The organism is Phaeovulum vinaykumarii (assembly GCF_900156695.1).
In the GTDB taxonomy this organism is placed as follows: Bacteria; Pseudomonadota; Alphaproteobacteria; order Rhodobacterales; family Rhodobacteraceae; genus Bieblia_A; species Bieblia_A vinaykumarii.
Map to the genome: position 1 here is coordinate 1 of NZ_FTOM01000007.1, position 16150 is coordinate 16150.

At 69.8% G+C, this 16150-nt stretch carries 12 protein-coding genes; 3 read left to right on the forward strand and 9 right to left on the reverse strand.

Annotation, left to right across the window (positions count from 1 at the left end; translation table 11 throughout):
* Window positions 1-69: 69 nt before the first annotated feature.
* The 9 genes from BW949_RS16885 to purC all read right to left on the reverse strand — a co-directional run bounded on the left by BW949_RS16885 (window position 70) and on the right by purC (window position 11812).
* Complete coding sequence (locus BW949_RS16885) at window positions 70-291, reverse strand: hypothetical protein (RefSeq protein WP_143524451.1); 222 nt, start codon at window positions 289-291, stop codon at window positions 70-72.
* A 174-nt stretch (window positions 292-465) separates the two neighbouring features.
* The gene (pssA, locus tag BW949_RS12640; protein WP_083947760.1) at window positions 466-1272 is read right to left on the reverse strand and encodes a CDP-diacylglycerol--serine O-phosphatidyltransferase; all 807 of its coding nucleotides are present in this window, start codon (window positions 1270-1272) and stop codon (window positions 466-468) included.
* 34 nt (window positions 1273-1306) lie between these two features.
* On the reverse strand, window positions 1307-2005 hold the full coding sequence (locus BW949_RS12645) for a phosphatidylserine decarboxylase (protein ID WP_076366657.1): 699 nt from the start codon (window positions 2003-2005) through the stop codon (window positions 1307-1309).
* A gap of 252 nt (window positions 2006-2257) precedes the next feature.
* Window positions 2258-5272, reverse strand: a complete 3015-nt coding sequence (locus tag BW949_RS12650; RefSeq protein ID WP_076366659.1) for an Rne/Rng family ribonuclease — start codon at window positions 5270-5272, stop codon at window positions 2258-2260.
* Between the two features lie 562 nt (window positions 5273-5834).
* Window positions 5835-7166 carry a sigma-54-dependent transcriptional regulator gene (locus tag BW949_RS12655; RefSeq protein WP_076366661.1) on the reverse strand — a complete coding sequence of 444 codons (1332 nt, stop codon included), beginning with the start codon at window positions 7164-7166 and terminating at the stop codon, window positions 5835-5837.
* A 3-nt stretch (window positions 7167-7169) separates the two neighbouring features.
* On the reverse strand, window positions 7170-8873 hold the full coding sequence (locus BW949_RS12660) for a sensor histidine kinase (protein WP_412779625.1): 1704 nt from the start codon (window positions 8871-8873) through the stop codon (window positions 7170-7172).
* 919 nt (window positions 8874-9792) lie between these two features.
* Window positions 9793-10467 (reverse strand): phosphoribosylformylglycinamidine synthase subunit PurQ, encoded by a 675-nt coding sequence (gene purQ, locus BW949_RS12665; protein WP_076366663.1) that lies wholly within the window; start codon window positions 10465-10467, stop codon window positions 9793-9795.
* A 338-nt stretch (window positions 10468-10805) separates the two neighbouring features.
* Window positions 10806-11045, reverse strand: coding sequence for a phosphoribosylformylglycinamidine synthase subunit PurS (gene purS, locus BW949_RS12670; protein WP_076366665.1), 240 nt, complete (start codon window positions 11043-11045; stop codon window positions 10806-10808).
* An 11-nt stretch (window positions 11046-11056) separates the two neighbouring features.
* Window positions 11057-11812: a phosphoribosylaminoimidazolesuccinocarboxamide synthase gene (gene purC / locus BW949_RS12675; RefSeq protein ID WP_076366667.1), complete on the reverse strand. Its 756-nt coding sequence runs from the start codon at window positions 11810-11812 to the stop codon at window positions 11057-11059.
* Between the two features lie 373 nt (window positions 11813-12185).
* On the opposite strand from purC, the gene BW949_RS12680 reads away from it, so the two are divergent.
* From BW949_RS12680 to bmt, 3 genes are all read left to right on the forward strand, one after another.
* Entirely contained in the window at window positions 12186-12500 is a 315-nt protein-coding gene (locus BW949_RS12680; protein ID WP_076366669.1) for a DUF1476 domain-containing protein, read from the forward strand.
* A 205-nt stretch (window positions 12501-12705) separates the two neighbouring features.
* Window positions 12706-14823 (forward strand): phosphatidylglycerol lysyltransferase domain-containing protein, encoded by a 2118-nt coding sequence (locus tag BW949_RS12685; RefSeq protein ID WP_076366671.1) that lies wholly within the window; start codon window positions 12706-12708, stop codon window positions 14821-14823.
* 257 nt (window positions 14824-15080) lie between these two features.
* Window positions 15081-16091 carry a betaine--homocysteine S-methyltransferase gene (gene bmt, locus BW949_RS12690; protein ID WP_076366673.1) on the forward strand — a complete coding sequence of 337 codons (1011 nt, stop codon included), beginning with the start codon at window positions 15081-15083 and terminating at the stop codon, window positions 16089-16091.
* Window positions 16092-16150: the final 59 nt, after the last annotated feature.

A 16150-nucleotide genomic window follows, 5' to 3' on the forward strand; every position in this document is an offset into this window, starting at 1 on the left:
GAACAAACCCTAGAGAGCCGATATGCAAGACCTCAGTCGCCTGAACGACCAAACCGCCCGCATATCCCTTCATGCATCCAATAATGTCAAAGAGCGTGAAAAAACGAACAGAACCGCCAAAATTGCTTGGCGCTCCCAGCCCGCTTCTCCAGAATTTTGCAACCCGACGAGGCGATCGTTTCCTTTCGTCTCCGGCGAGCCGCCGTCCGGTGCAGCGTTTGCTGCGTCGGTGAGGGGCTTTCTACGCACAGTGATCGGGGGCCGCAAGAGGCTTTTTGCATCTTCGTGCATTTTTCTTCCGCCGCCCCGTTTTTGTTCAGGGAATGCCCCTGCTGCGTGCGCGCCGGGCACGGGCCGGCTTCTGCACCCCCCGCCCCCGCGCCGGGTTTGACACCCCCGAAACGACAAGGGGCCGAGTCGTGTCCCGACTCGGCCCCTTCGTTGTCTTGCGCGCGCGCGGGCGGATCAGATCAGATCCCGCCCCCGGCGCGCCCGCACGGCCTGCAACAGCCCCGCAAGATAGAGAAGATCGGCCACCACGAAGAACAGCCAGAACCGCGTGAACAGCATCCCCACGACCACCGCCGTCAACAGCAGCGACCAGCGCGACCAGGCCCGCGGCACCTTCATCGCCTTGGGCGAGAAGGTCGGGATGCGCGAGATCATCAGCGCCCCCACGATCCCCAGCCAGAGCGCCACCAGCATCGGCGCGGCCGACAGATCGACCACCCCCGCCTGCGCCAGAAACGCCGGGAAAAGCGCCAGCATCGCCCCCGCGGGCGAGGGCACGCCGGTGAAATGCTTGACCCCGTCGGGGGTGGGCTCGTCGCGGGCCACGTTGAACCGGGCCAGCCGCAGGCAGGCGCAGCAGACATAGACCAGCACGAAGACCCAGCCCAGGCTGGCCAGCCCGCCATCGGCCGAGGACAGGCTGAAGCGATAGATCAACAGACCCGGCGCCACCCCGAAACACAGGAAATCCGACAGCGAATCGAGTTCGGCGCCGAAATCCGAGGTCGCGCGCAACCTTCGGGCGATCAAGCCGTCGAGCCCGTCGAGCACGGCGGCGAGAATCAGCAGCACCAGCGCGATCTCGAATCGCTCGGCAAAGACGAAGCGAATCGAGGTCAGCCCCAGGCACATCGCCGTCATCGTCACGAGATTGGGCAACAGCAGCAGCGCCGGCACGGGTTCGCCCGTGCGCGACACCGGCCCGCGTGTTGTCCCCTGCGTGTCGGCGGCGCCCTCGGCGGGCGTGGGGTCGTCGGTCATCTTCTCTCCTTGTCGTGAAGCCGGGGCGCCGGGATCAATGCCCGAAGCCCGCGCGCGCGCGTTCCTCGCCGGTCAGATCGGCCAGAACGGTTTCACCCGCCACCATGGTCTGCCCCGGACAGACCAGCGTCTGCGTCTCCGCCGGCAGGTAGACATCCAGCCGCGAGCCGAAGCGGATCAGCCCGAAGCGTTCGCCACAGGAGACGATCCGCCCCTCGTTGACGAAGCACACGATGCGGCGCGCCACCAGCCCGGCAATCTGCACGGTGCCGATCCTGGTGCCGTCCTCCATCTCGATGGTGACGCAGTTGCGTTCATTGTCCACCGAGGCCTTGTCGAGCGAGGCGTTGAAGAACTTGCCCTTGCGGTAGCCGATCTTGACCACCCGGCCCGGCACCGGGGCGCGGTTCACGTGGCAGTTGAAAACGTTCATGAAGATGGCCACGCGCGGCAGCGGCTCGGAGCCCAGCTCCAGCTCGGGCGGGGGCACCGCGTGATCGACCAGCGACACCACGCCATCGGCCGGCGCGATGACCAGCCCCTTGCGCTGCGGCGTCACCCGCACCGGGTCACGGAAGAAGTAATAGCACCATACCGTCAGCCCCAGGCAGAGCCAGCCCAGCGGATCGGAAATGAAGAAGGCGACAAGGGTGACGGCGGCAAAGATGCCGACAAACCGCCAGCCCTCGGGGTGCATCGGTTTGAGAAAGGTGGACAACATGCTGACCGACATGGCCGGACCTCCGCTTGTTTCACTGGCTTTCGATGCTTAGACGAACGCGGGCGCGTTGCAACTGCGCTTAACGCCCCGGCCCGGCGGGGGAGGCCCCGCAGGGGGGGGACGAATCGCGCCCCCCCGCCCCGCGCTTGCGTCCGGTGGACGGCGCGATTCGCCCCCTGCCCCCGCAGCACAAGACGCACAGCCCGGCATGAAAGAAGCCGGGCCCGAAGACCCGGCTTCCTGCATCTGTGAAACGGAATGCCCTCAGCGGGCGAGCGACCACCAGCCACGCCGCTTGGGGCGATCCGCGTCGTCTTCGCTGTCCCCCGTCGCCGTCTCCGCACCGCCCGTCTTGGCGCCACCCGGTGCCGCGTTGGACGGACCATCGCCCGCCAGCGTGTCAGGCGCTGCATTGGGCCAGAGCGCATCAGGCTGTGCCGGTGCAACCGCATCGGTCGGCGCAGGCTGCGCAGGGGCCGCCTCGGCCACCGCCTCGACAACAGCTTCGGGCGCAGTTTCCGCGACCTCCGCCACAGGGGCGGCCTCAGGGGCGGCTTCCGCATCCGCGGGCGCCACCGGCACGTCCTCGGCCGTCACGGCCGGCGTGGGCGCTTCGGCAACAGCCTCTTCCGCAGCTGTCTCGGGCGCGACGGTCTCGGGCGCGCTTTCAGCGGGCGCCTCCGTCTCGGGCTTCTTGCGCGACCGGGTGCTGCGGCTGCGGCTACGCGGCTTCTTGGGGGCCGGCGCATCGCCTTCCGCGGCGGGATCGGCGCGTGCATCATCGGCGGGCGCGGCCTCTTCGGACGCCGCGTCCTCGGCGGTCTCCGCCTCGGCCTCGAGCCGGGCACTGCGGCGCGACCGGCGGCGGCGCGCGGGTTTGGCCTCGGCCTCCTCGGCGGCGGGCGCCTCGCCCGTCTCCTCGGACGCGGCCTCATCCTCGTCCCCCTCGGCGCCGGCATCCGCATCGGACCCGCTCTCCGCATCCCCGTCCGACCGCTTCTTGCGGCGCCGACGGCGCTTCTTCTTGCGCGGCTCTTCCTCGCCCGCGGGGGGCGGCGGCGCAGCGTCGGACACCTCCTCGATCGGGTCTTCCTCGACCTCGAGCTCGGCCTCGTCCTCGTCGATCTCGGCCATCAGCCGGGCATCGACCGACACCACGTGATGAGCGGGCTCGGGCACGACGCGCGTCGCGGTCTTGAACTTCTCGAGCGTGTAATCGGGGCTGACCAGCGCGCCGTCGGCCTCGATGCGCACCGACAGCCCATAGCGGGCCTCGATCCCGGCGATATGCTCGCGCTTGGCGTTCATCAGGTAGTTGGCCACCGCCACCGGCGCGCGCAACAGAACCTCGCGCGAGCGCTTGCGGGTGCCCTCTTCCTCGATCTGGCGCAGGATCTGGAGCGCAAGGCTCTCGTCCGAGCGGATCAGCCCGGTGCCGTGGCAATGCGGACAGGGCTGCGTCGTCATCTCGATCATGCCGGGGCGCAGGCGCTGGCGCGACATCTCCAGCAGGCCGAAGCCCGAGATGCGGCCGACCTGGATGCGGGCGCGGTCGGTCTTCAGCTTCTCCTTGAGACGCTTCTCGACGGCCGCGTTGTTCTTGCGCTCCTCCATGTCGATGAAGTCGATCACGATCAGCCCGGCCAGGTCACGCAGACGCAGCTGGCGCGCGATCTCCTCGGCGGCCTCGAGGTTGGTCTTGAGCGCGGTCTCCTCGATCGAGCCTTCCTTGGTGGCGCGGCCCGAGTTGACGTCGATGGCCACCAGCGCCTCGGTGACGCCGATGACGATATAACCGCCCGACTTGAGCTGCACGACCGGGTTGAACATCCCCGCCAGGTAGCTTTCCACCTGATAGCGCGCAAACAGCGGCAGCGGCTCGGCGTAATGCTTCACGTTCTTGGCATGCGACGGCATGATCATCTTCATGAAGTCCTTGGCCGCGCGATAGCCGCGATCGCCCTCGACCAGAACCTCGTCGATCTCCTTGGAATAGAGATCGCGGATCGACCGCTTGATCAGGTCGCCTTCCTCGTAGATGGGCGCGGGCGCGACCGACTTGAGCGTCAGATCGCGGATCTGTTCCCACAGCCGCATCAGATATTCGTAATCGCGCCGGATCTCGGTGCGGGTGCGCTGGCTGCCGGCGGTGCGGATGATGAGCCCCGCGCCCTGCGGCACCTCAAGCTCGGCGGCGATCTCCTTGAGCTTCTTGCGGTCCGCGGCATTGGTGATCTTGCGCGAGATGCCGCCGCCGCGCGCGGTATTGGGCATGAGCACGCAATACCGGCCGGCCAGCGACAGATAGGTGGTCAGCGCCGCACCCTTGTTGCCGCGTTCTTCCTTGACCACCTGCACCAGCATGATCTGGCGCACCTTGATCACTTCCTGGATCTTGTAGCGGCGCGGGCGCGGCTTGCGCGGCTGGGCGATTTCCTCGGCCACATCCTCGTCGGCCACCGATTCGATCTCGTCGTCGGTGTCGGCGGCGTGATCTGCCGCGACATAGGGCGCGTCGTCCGCGGTCTCGTCGTCGCCCTGATCGGCATGGTCGGCGGACGCGGCAGCTTTGGCGCCCTCGTTGTCCTCCGCCCCGTTTTCATCGGTGGCGGCTTCGGCGTCTTGCGCCTCCGGTGCGGCTTCGGGGGCGGCGTCAGCCGTGGTGTCGTCCCCCGTGCTGGCATCCGTCGCAGCATCCGTCGTCGTGGTGTCGGCCACAGCCTCCGGCGCGGCGGCCACGGGCGTTTCGGCCACATCCCCCCCAGCGTTGCCCCCCCCAGCGTCGGCCCCCTCGGCGTCGGGCCCCTCGGCGTCGGGCCCCTCGGCGTCGGGATCGCGCACTTCCATGCCGGGGATCTCGTCGCTGCGCGTCACCGGATCCGACGACGCCAGCGCCGCCGGGGCGCTGTTACCGCCACGACGGCTGCGACGGCGCGACGACCGTCCGCCGCCCGAGCTGGCGCCGGTTTCCTCGGCCTCCTCGCGCTCGGCCAGGGCGCGCTCCTCCTCGAGAAGCGCCTGACGATCCGCGACGGGGATCTGGTAATAATCGGGGTGGATCTCGGCGAAAGCCAGGAAGCCATGGCGGTTGCCGCCGTAATCGACGAAGGCCGCCTGAAGCGAGGGTTCGACCCGCGTGACCTTCGCCAGATAGATGTTCCCGGCCAGTTGCCGCTTGTTTACCGTTTCAAAGTCAAATTCTTCGACCTTGTTGCCGTCCACCACCACGACGCGGGTCTCTTCCGCGTGGGTGGCATCGATGAGCATCTTCTTTGCCATGTGATCCATTCGGGCAGCCGCCGTCACCGCCGCGCCAGGGGCGCGGGGGGCTTGGTCTCTGCCGATCCGTTGAAGCGATGGCGGCGCCATTGCAGGCCGGTGCGGCGCTCTGCCAGCCCCCGTATGCCTGTTCCGATGTCGCTCGTCTCATCGCGGTTTGTCCCAGTCGCCCCCGAAGCGGCGCCATTTATTGAAACCCAGGCGGCCCTTGACCCGATCATGGGTCTGGAACGCCGGGCGATAGCTGGTCTTCCGACCGATCGGATGATCCAAGGGGGGCCCTTTCACGGGGGCGATCCGCACCTGAAATCAGCGAAACTCTTGTGTCCGGGCACCGCTTATGGCGGCGCAGACCGATACAGCCCGACTTTAGCGGGCCAGGTGCGACATATACAACCGCTTTTTCATTAACTTTCCGCTAACGATACCCCGGAACCGGCGCGACCTTTCCGCCGCCCCCGCCCCAAGCGCACCGCCCCAAGCGCACCCGCCTGAAAGGACAGGCGCGCGCGACAGGGCCCGCCGCCACAGCTGCGCGCGCCCTGACGTCCAACCCCGCCGGTCACAGATAATCCGACCGGCTCAGCCCGTATTTGGCCATCTTCTCGTTGAGGGTGCGCCGCGGCAGGCACAATTCCTCCATCACCGCGGTGATCGAGCCCTTGTGCCGGCGCATCGTGTTGTCGATCAGCATCTTCTCGAAGCTCTCGACATATTCCTTGAGCGGCTTGCCCTCGGTGGTCATGGCGGGGCCGGCTTCCTCGTTGTCGGCCATCAGGAGCGAGGCGATCGAGCCCGTCCCGCGCCGGTTCTGCAACACCGCGCGCTCGGCCACGTTGATCAGCTGGCGCACATTGCCCGGCCAGGGCGCCTGAAGCAGCTGCGCGGCCTCCTGGGCGGTGACCTCGGGGGCCTCGCAGCCGTATTCCTCGGCGAATTGCTCGGTCATCCGGGTGAACAGCGTCAGGATATCCTCGCCGCGGGTGCGCAGGGGCGGCAGCGTGATCTTCATCGCCGCCAGCCGGTAATAGAGATCGGGGCGCAAGGCATCCTCGAGGGTGCGGCCCTCGCCATGGGTGTTGCAGATGGCGATGATGCGGGTTTCGGCGGGGCTGCCCTGTTCGTTGATGAAGGTCAGAAGCCGCGCCTGAAGCGCCTGCGACAGCGCCTCGACATCCTCGAGGCAGAGCGTGCCGCCGCGGGCTTCCTCGACCAGCGGGATCACCCCGCCCTCCTCGATCGGGCCGAAAAGCCGCGCCGACAGGATATCCTCGGAGAAGGCCGCGCAGGAGATCACCACGAACTTGCGGCCTGCGCGCGGGCCCACGGCATGCAGCGCATGCGCGACCAGCGTCTTGCCGGTGCCGGTCTCGCCGTCGATCAGGACGTGGCCGTCGGCCTGGCCCAGATCGAGGATATCCTCGCGCAGCCGCTCCATCGGTGCCGAGGTGCCGATCAGCTTGCCCATGACCTGCGCGCCCTCGGCCAGATCGCGGCGCAGCGCGCGGTTGTCCAGCGTCATGCGCCGGGCCTGCGTGGCCTTCTTGGCCAGCTCGGTCATGCGGTCGGGGTTGAAGGGCTTTTCCATGAAGTCCATCGCGCCCAGCCGCATCGCCTCGACCGCCATCGGCACGTCGCCATGCCCGGTGATCATGATGACCGGCAGCCCCGAATCGATCCCCATCAGCCGCTTGAGAAACGCCATCCCGTCCATGCCGGGCATGCGGATGTCGGAAATCACCACGCCGGGCCAGTCGGGCCCGATGACCTTGAGCGCCTCCTCGGCGCAGGCATAGGTTTCGGTGTCGAAGCCCGACAGCGCCAGCCATTGGCTGACCGACTGGCGCATGTCCTCTTCGTCATCGACGATGGCGACTTTCATCATTCGTGCCATGGGTCACTCCGCTGCGCGGGATCCATCCCGCGGATCTTCGCTATATAGGGGCAGCTGCATCTCGAAAACAGCGCCGCCGCCCGCGGCGTTATGGGCGGTCAGGCGACCGCCGAAATCCTTGACGATCCCCGACGAGATGGCGAGGCCCAGCCCCGTGCCCTCGCCCGGCTTCTTGGTGGTCCAGAAGGGCTCGAACAGCTTGTCCAGATCGGCGATGCCGGGGCCGTTGTCGCGCACGCTCAGCACCGCCGTCTCGCCCACCGTCAGCATCAGCTCGATCTGCGGCTCGGGCGCGTCGCGGGTGGCGTCGATGGCGTTGCGCAACAGGTTGATGATGACCTGTTCCAGCCGGATGCGGTCGGCCATGACCAGGTAGGTGCCACGCGGCAGCGTGCGGGTGATGCGCACCGTGCGCGCGCGCAACTGCGGCTCCATCATCGACAGCGCCGAGGAGATCGCCGCGCGCAGGTCCACCGGCTCGAAGGCCTCGCCGCCCTTGCGGGCATAGGATTTCAGCTGCCGCGTGATCGCGCCCATGCGCTCGATCAGGTCGTCGATGCGCTGGAACGAGGACAGCGCCTCGACCACGCGCCCGCGTTGCAGCAGAAGCCGCGCGCCCGCCAGATAGGTCTTCATCGCCGCAAGCGGCTGGTTCAGCTCGTGGCTGACCGAGGCCGACATCTCGCCCAGCACCGCCAGCTTCGAGCTTTGCGCCAGCGTCTGCTCGGCCACGGCCAGATCCTTCTGCACCCGCTCGCGCTCGGCGATCTCGCGCGAGAGGCGCGCGTTCAGCGCCCGCAGCTCGACCGATTCGCGCCGGTAGCGCGCCGACAGCACCCGCGCGCGCCGCGACATCAGGTAAAAGACCCAGGCCAGCAGGATGGCAAAGCCCATGATCTCGAGCGCCAGCACGGCGTTCACCCGCTCGCGGATCGAATCATAGGAGGTGAACGAGATCATCCGCCAGCCCCGGAACGGCAGCCGCGTCTGCGCGCGCATCACCGCCACCCCGCGCAGATAGGCATCGGGCGGCGCATTGGCCCAGTCCGAGGTCAGCTGAAAGGCGCGCTGGATCGCCGAGGGCGGGTCGCGCGTGGCCATCGCCTCGTCCAGGGTCAACCCGCGCCAGCGCGGCTCGGTGGCCAGGATGATCCGCCCCTCGCTGTCGGCCACCGCGATCACGTCCGAGATCCCCGCCCAGGAGCGTTCGAATTTCATCAGATCGGCCTCGACCACGATCACGCCGACGGGCCGCCCCTCCTGACGCAACGCGCGGGAATAGACGAATTCGGTGCCGCCCGTGACCCGAGGGGCGGCGGTGAACACCGTCTCGCGCGAGCGCATGGCCTCCACGAACCAGGGCTGCTGGGCGTAATTGGTGCCGATCAGCTGGCGGTCGGTGGCCGCCACCACGCGCCCCGAGATATCCAGAAGCCGGATCGAGGCGGCCTCGATCTCCTTCTCGGCCGAGATCAGCCGCGCCGAGGTGGTCGAGAATTCCGACGAGGCCAGCGACGAGATCAGCTGCGGATCGCGCGCCAGCAGCAGCGGCACCACCGAGGACCGCTGAAGTTCCGACAGGATGTTGCCCGAATAGAGCGCCAGCCGCAGTTCGGCGCGCACCCGCGTGGTTTCGGTGAAGCGCTCCGACAGCCAGGAATTCGTGGACCAGATCACCGCGACCGCCAGCGCAAGGATTGCGCCCACGACAAGGCGCAGGGCCCAGGATCGGCGGCTGGACTCGGAGCTGTCACCGGTGCCAAAGCCGAAGGGGCTGCCCTCGCGCGGGCGCCCCTCGCGCGCGGCCGCCCCGCCCGCTCCCGATGCGCCCGTTCCCGACGCGCCCGCGCCTTCCGTCTCGGCGCCAGGCGTCCTGTCGCCCCTCTCCGCGCTCGCGCGCCCCACACCGCCCTGCCCCGGCCCCCTCTCAGACACCGACGGATAGGCCCCGGCGGGGTCGCCCTGACCGGCCGCGTGGGTGCTGTTTTCGAAAGACGTGCCGGGATGGCCCGGCGACTCGGGCCGCCCCTGCCCGCCCGACAGCGCCGAAACCTCGCGGCCCCGCGGCGCGCCCTCAGGCGCGGGCGGTGCGGCCGGGCCGCTGCCGGCCAGGGGCGCGGTGCGGCGACCAAAGGGCTTTCCCCTTTCAGGCTGGAGACGGGACGGCGGCGGGGTCTGGTCCTCGGGCGACGGGGGCAGAGCGGGCGCGGGCGCAGCGCCCTGCGGCGCGCGGCCCGGAGCGGGCGCTGCCCCGCCCTCTCCGCGGGAGTGCGGCACCGGGCCCGTCTGGTCCTTGGACCGCGCGGCACGATCCTCCGGCCTGTCGGCGCCGGGGCTCCCCCGCCCATCGCGGTCAGGGGAAAGATGCGAAGACGAGCCATCGGCGACGGCAGGCGAAGGGGGCGCCCCCGTCCGCCCCCGGTCCGCGCCCTCACCGGGGGGGACAAGGCCCGACGGGCTCTCCGGGCGTTCGGGCACACCCACGGCCCCGGACGGGTCCGTTTCCGGGCCCTTGGGCGCCGGCGCGCGCCCCGGCACGGGGGGCGGTCCAGAGGGTCTTTTCCCGGTGTCGTCCGTCATGAAGCCGATCTTGGCGCGGCGGCGCAACGGGCTCAAGGGCCGGCGGTCAGGCCGCCGTCATCGCCGCACAGAGCGCGCGGAAAAAGGCCGAACCATCGGCACTTTCCTGCGCGCCCGTCATGCCCATCGCCCGCTCGGGGTGGGGCATCATGCCCAGCACGCGGCGGTTCTCGCTCAGCACGCCCGCGATGTCGTCGACCGAGCCATTTGGGTTCGTCGCATAGCGGAAGGCGATGCGCCCCTCGGCCTTCAGCCGCGCCAGGCCTTCGGCGTCGATCACGTAATTGCCGTCGTGATGCGCGATCGGGAAGGTGACGGCATCGCCCAGGGCGTAGCCGGCGGTAAAGGGGCTGTCGGTCGAGGCCACGATCAGGCGCTCGGGCCGGCAGATATAGCGCAGCGCGGCATTGCGCATCAGCGCGCCCGGCAGGAGGCCCAGCTCGGTCAGGATCTGGAAGCCGTTGCAGACACCCAGAACCAGCCCGCCCCGCGCGGCATGCGCGCGCAGCGCCGCGGCCACCGGCGAACGCGCGGCAATGGCGCCGCAGCGCAGGTAATCGCCATAGGAAAAGCCCCCCGGAACGGCCACGATATCGGTGCCCGCAGGCAGCGCGTCGTCCTTGTGCCAGACGCGGGTGACCTCGGCGCCCATCTCGGCGAAGGCGCAGGCCAGGTCGCGGTCGCAGTTGGAACCGGGAAAGGTGATGACAGCGGCTTTCATCGTGGTGCCCCTTGCTGGCTGGCGTCAGTGTCCTGTGGCGCGGCCCCGGCCGGGGCCGCAAGGCCATTCGCAATGCGCCGCCTTTCCGGCGCGGGTGTCCCGACCCTCACGCGGGCACGCGCGCGCCCCGCACCTCCGTCCGGCGCTGCGGCACCAGACCTGCGGACGCCGAGCGCCCCGCGGGCCACGCGCGGACGTACCGCACGAAGGGGCCGCGCAAACGGGCCGGCCCGGTGCGGCGCAGGCCCCAACAGGGGCCTTGCGCGCGGGCGTCGGACCCTCGATGGGTCCGGCGGCCGCCCCCGCCGTCGCGCAGGGGCCGCCGGATCACGGATCGCTCAGGCGATCTCGACGGTGTATTTCTCGATCACCGTATTGGCCAGCAGGCGCTCGCACATCTGGCGCACTTCGGCCTCGGCCTGGGCGGCATCGGTGGCCTGAAGCTCCAGCTCGATCACCTTGCCCATCCGCACGCCCTCGACCCCCGAGAACCCCAGGCTCCCCAGCGCGTGGCGCACCGCCTCGCCCTGCGGGTCCAGAACGCCATCCTTCAGCATCACATGAACGCGGGCTTTCATCACGGACCTCTTCAGTTGATCAGGGTCGGGGCGGTCGGCGCGCTGGGCAGAACCCCCAGCCGGCGCGCAACCTCGGTATAGGCGTCGGTCAGATTGCCCAGATCGCGCCGGAACACGTCCTTGTCGAGCTTCTGCCCGGTCTTGACGTCCCACAGCCGACAGCTGTCGGGGCTGATCTCGTCGGCCACGATCAGGCGCATGAAATCGCCATCCCAGATCCGGCCGATCTCGATCTTGAAGTCGATCAGCTTGATGCCGACGCCGAAGAACACCCCCGACAGGAAGTCGTTGACGCGCAGCGCCAGGCTCACGATGTCGTCCAGATCCTGCTGGTTGGCCCAGCCAAAGGCGATGATGTATTCCTCCGACACCATCGGATCGCCCAGCTCGTCGTTCTTGTAGCTGTATTCGACGATCGGACGCGGCAGCGGCGTGCCTTCCTCGAGACCCAGACGCTTGGCCAGCGACCCGGCGGCGAAATTGCGCACGATCACCTCGAGCGGCACGATCTCGACCTGGCGGATCAGCTGCTCGCGCATGTTGATGCGGCGGATGAAGTGGTTCGGCACACCGATATTGGTCAGCCCGGTCATGAAGAACTCGCTCAGCCGGTTGTTCAGGACGCCCTTGCCCTCGATCGTGGCCTTCTTCTGGGCGTTGAACGCGGTGGCGTCGTCCTTGAAATACTGCACCAGGGTGCCGGGCTCGGGGCCTTCGTACAGGATCTTGGCCTTGCCTTCGTAGACCTTCTTGCGCCGAGGTGCCATTGCTGCTCCGTTCGTGCTGGCCCGTGGCGGGCTTTGTTGCGGCGCGCCCCGCCCGGCAGGCCCGCGCGGGGCGCCTGCCGGGCCCGGACGGCCCGTCCCCGGAAAAGGGGGCTTCATCGCGCCCCTATAGGCCAAGGTGCGCTGCGGGGCAAGCGATGCCGGTGCCGCGCGCGCCAGTGCGATCTGGACACCGCGAGGGCGCGCGGCCAGCGCACCCGCGATCTCATCGCGCCACCCCACACAGAGCCCGGGGCAGCGCGCGGGCGACAAGACAGGATGGGACAGCGGCACAACACGACGGGCACGAGGGGTTGCGCGCACGCGCGCGCATGGGCATAACGGCTGGAACCACGGACACCCAGAGGGATGTGACATGACCACCTTCGACGACCGCGAACACGCATTCGAAGCCAAGTTTCAGCACGATGCCGAACTCCAGTTCAAGGTGGACGCGCGCCGCAACAAGCTGCTGGGCCTGTGGGCGGCTGAACTGATGGGCCGCACCGGCGACGACGCCGCCGCCTATGCCGCCGAAGTCGTGGCCTCGGACCTCGAGGAAGCCGGCTCCGAGGACGTCTATCGCAAGGTCGCGGGCGATCTGGGCCCGCTGGCCGACGAAGCCACCATCCGCGCCAAGATGACCGAGCTTCTGGCCACCGCCAAGACCCAGATCATGAACGAGGCCTGAGCGCCTCCCCACCCCCGCGGCCCCTGTCCTTTTCCGCCCGCCGTTGCCCCGCAACGGCGGGTTCTTCATGCGCGGCATGTGGGGGCGAAACACGCGCACCGTGCACGAAATGCCGCCCCGAACGCGCGTTTTCCGGGCGGCATTAAGCTGACATGAACTCCGACACCCTAGAACGATTCGCGTGGGATCAGTGAGGGGAGTCCAGATGACCGAGCAGCGCGCCGCGCCCCGTGAGGGGCGCCATCATTCGTTGTCCCGCGATCTTGCACTCGACATGCCCGCCCGGCCGCAGCTGGCCGCCGCCGGGCTGCCGCGGCTGTCCAAGGCGCTCCTGCGCCAGGCGGCGGTGATCGGGGCGCTGGTCTTCTTTGCCTGGCTGCTGCGCGAACGTCTCGCCGCGCTCGACACCGGCGCGATTCTCGCCGCGGTGGGCGATGTCTCGGCGGCGCAATGGGCCGGGGCGCTGGCGGCGACGCTGATATCCTTCCTCGCGGTCGGCCAATATGACGCCGTGGTGCACCGGATGCTGGGCACCGGGCAGCCGGCGGCGCGCGCGCGCATCTCGGGTGCGGCCGCGATCGCGGTCGGACAGACGCTGGGGCTGGGCCTGGTCACCGGGGCGCTGGTGCGCTGGCGGCTCCTGCCCGGCGCGGGCCTGGCCGAGGCCAGCCGCATCACCGCCGCGGTCACCGCCAGCTTCCTGGCCGGCTGGGCCGTGGTCACGGCACTGGCGCTGGTGTTGCTGGGCGCGGCCTTTCCGGGGGCGGCGCTGATCGGTCTGGCGGGGCTAGCAGGCGCCGGCGCGCTGATGGGGCTGATGGTGATGCATCCGCAACTGCGGATCGGCCGCTGGACCCTGAGAACGCCCAGCCTGCCGGTCGTGGGCCGCGTGCTGGTGCTGACCTTCATCGACACCTTCGCCGCCGCGGCGGCGCTATGGATCCTGCTGCCCGACAGCAGCCCGATCCCGCTTCTGGCGTTGTTCCCGGCCTTTCTGCTGGCGCAGGGCGCGGGTCTCGTTTCGGGCACGCCCGGCGGCGTCGGCCCATTCGAGATGGCGCTGGTTGCGCTTCTGCCGGGCACGCAGGCCGAACCGCTGCTGGCCGCGATCCTGGCCTGGCGAGTGGTCTATTACGCGCTTCCCGCGATGATGGGCGCCGGGGCGATGATCCTGCGCCCGATGCCGCGCCGCGCGCGCGCCAGAACGCCGCGGCCGGACCTGCGGCTGCGCGCCCAGGCGCCCCGGCCGCGCATCGCGCCGCCCGCGCCCGAGCTGACGCCGCATCTGGCGCGCCTCGTGGCGGCCGCGCCGCAGGCCGAGCTGGGCCTTCTGCGCCAGGGCGAACACGGCGTGCTGATGGCCGCCGATGGCACCGGCGGCTGGATGGCCGGCCGCACGCCCCAGGCGCTGGTGGCGATCCGCGACCCCTTCGGCACGCCCGCGGCGGCGCTGCTCTCGCGGCTGCGCGCCGAAGCGATCGAACAGGGCCGCGTGGCCTGTCTCTACAAGGTGGGCGGCCGCGCCGCCGCTGCGGCCCGGCGTGCCGGCTGGCATGTGGTGCCCGTCGCGCGCGAGGCCTGGATCGACACCGCCCGCTTCACCGAAAAGGGCGCGGCCCGCGCCGGGCTGCGCCGCAAGCTGCGCAAGGCCGAGAAAGCCGGCCTGCGAATCGAGTTGGCGCATGCGCCGCTGCCGTTGGCCCCGATGGCGCAGATCGCCACGGAATGGACCGCAGCGCGCGGCGGAGAACGCGGGTTCTCGATGGGTCGGTTCGCCCCCCATTACGTGGCCGGGCAAAAGGTGCTGCTGGCCTGGATGGGCGACGATCTGGTGGCCTTTGCCAGCTTCCACGCCAGCGACTCGGAATGGGTGCTGGACCTGATGCGGCCGGGCGCGGCCGCCCCCGAGGGCACCATGCATGCGCTGATCGTGGCCGCCGTTGCCGAGGCCCGCGCGGCAGGCGCGCGCCGGCTGTCGCTGGCAGCGCTGCCGCCGCCCGCCGACACCGCCACCGGCCCCGCCGCGCTGATCTGGAAGCGCGCCGAAAAGGGCAATGGCACCGCGGGCCTGCGCCAGTTCAAGGAAGGCTTCGGCCCCAGCTGGGAGACGCTCTATATCGCCGCGCCCACACGCGGGGCGCTGACGCTGGCCGCGATGGATATCGCCCGCCAGATCCGCAGGCCGGGCCCGCTTCCGGCGTCGCCGCTGACCGCCCCGCCACGGATCGCCCCGGCGTCCCGCGGCGGGGCACCTCGGATCGCCACGCCCCATCGCGCAGTCCCCGGAGAGGCCGCGCCCGCGCAGGTGGCGCCGCGCGCCTGATCACCGCGAGCGCACGGTCCCCGCGCCGCGCGCGCGCGCGCCCCGGATGCGCCGCGAAGGGACCGCAGCGCCCCTGTCCTGAGCGCGCGCCCCGTCGCGCGTGGGCCGATCCTGACCGCGCAATGGCAGATCCCGCCGACGGGCCAATGAACACCGCCCGTTGCATTTGCCAAATACGCGCGCGCGTGGCAGACCACGGCGCAAAGCCGCCGCCCGGCCCGTCCGGACGGCGCCCCCCGTTCCGCGAAAGGCCCGACATGCAAAACGCGCTGACACGTCTTCTGGAAACCCGCGACTGGCTGATGGCCGATGGCGCCACCGGCACCAACCTGTTCAACATGGGGCTGAGCTCGGGCGAGCCGCCGGAATTGTGGAACACCGACAAGCCCGACAATATTCGCAAGCTCTACAGCCTGGCGGTGGATGCAGGCTCGGATATCTTCCTGACCAATTCCTTCGGCGGCAATGCCTCGCGGCTGAAGCTGCACGACGCCCAGAACCGGGTGCGCGAACTCAACCGCGTGGCGGCCGAACTGGGCCGCGAGGTGGCCGACAAGGCCGGCCGCCCGGTCGTGGTGGCCGGCTCGATGGGCCCGACCGGCGAGATCATGGAGCCGATGGGCACCCTGACCCATGCCCTGGCCGTCGAGATGTTCCACGAACAGGCCGAGGGCCTGAAGGAAGGCGGCGCCGATGTGCTCTGGGTCGAGACGATCTCGGCGCCCGAGGAATATGCCGCCGCGGCCGAAGCCGCGGCGCTGGCCGGCATGGGCTGGTGCGGCACGATGAGCTTCGACACCGCCGGGCGCACCATGATGGGCATGACCTCGGCGCAGATGGCCGGCATGGTCGAGAAACTGGCCCATCCGCCCATCGCCTTCGGCGCCAATTGCGGCGTCGGCGCGGCGGATCTGATGCGCACCATCCTGGGCTTTGTCGCCGCCGGCTCGGAACGGCCGATCATCGCCAAGGGCAATGCCGGCATCCCGCGCTATCACGACGGGCACATCCATTATGACGGCACGCCCGAGCTGATGGCCGATTATGCCTGCCTGGCGCGCGACGCCGGCGCCACGATCATCGGCGGCTGCTGCGGGACCATGCCCGAGCATCTGGCCGCCATGCATGAGGCGCTATCCACCCGCCCGCGCGGCCCGCGCCCCACGCTCGAGGATATCTCGACCCGGCTGGGCGCCTTCTCCTCGGCCTCCGACGGCACCGATGGCGACGGCCCCGCCCCCCGCGAACGCCGCGGCCGCCGTCGCTGATCGCCCCGCCCGAATGCACGCGTCGCAACCATACGGGCACAGGTCGCAAATTGCCAACA

Coding starts and splice junctions, on each gene's coding strand:
- pssA (WP_083947760.1), bottom strand. CDS start 1,272: ATGACCGACGACCCCACGCCCGCCGAGGGCGCCGCCGACACGCAGGGG.
- purS (WP_076366665.1), bottom strand. CDS start 11,045: ATGAAAGCCCGCGTTCATGTGATGCTGAAGGATGGCGTTCTGGACCCG.
- BW949_RS12685 (WP_076366671.1), top strand. CDS start 12,706: ATGACCGAGCAGCGCGCCGCGCCCCGTGAGGGGCGCCATCATTCGTTG.
- BW949_RS12645 (WP_076366657.1), bottom strand. CDS start 2,005: ATGTCGGTCAGCATGTTGTCCACCTTTCTCAAACCGATGCACCCCGAG.
- bmt (WP_076366673.1), top strand. CDS start 15,081: ATGCAAAACGCGCTGACACGTCTTCTGGAAACCCGCGACTGGCTGATG.
- purC (WP_076366667.1), bottom strand. CDS start 11,812: ATGGCACCTCGGCGCAAGAAGGTCTACGAAGGCAAGGCCAAGATCCTG.
- purQ (WP_076366663.1), bottom strand. CDS start 10,467: ATGAAAGCCGCTGTCATCACCTTTCCCGGTTCCAACTGCGACCGCGAC.
- BW949_RS12650 (WP_076366659.1), bottom strand. CDS start 5,272: ATGGCAAAGAAGATGCTCATCGATGCCACCCACGCGGAAGAGACCCGC.
- BW949_RS12655 (WP_076366661.1), bottom strand. CDS start 7,166: ATGGCACGAATGATGAAAGTCGCCATCGTCGATGACGAAGAGGACATG.
- BW949_RS12680 (WP_076366669.1), top strand. CDS start 12,186: ATGACCACCTTCGACGACCGCGAACACGCATTCGAAGCCAAGTTTCAG.
- BW949_RS16885 (WP_143524451.1), bottom strand. CDS start 291: ATGCACGAAGATGCAAAAAGCCTCTTGCGGCCCCCGATCACTGTGCGT.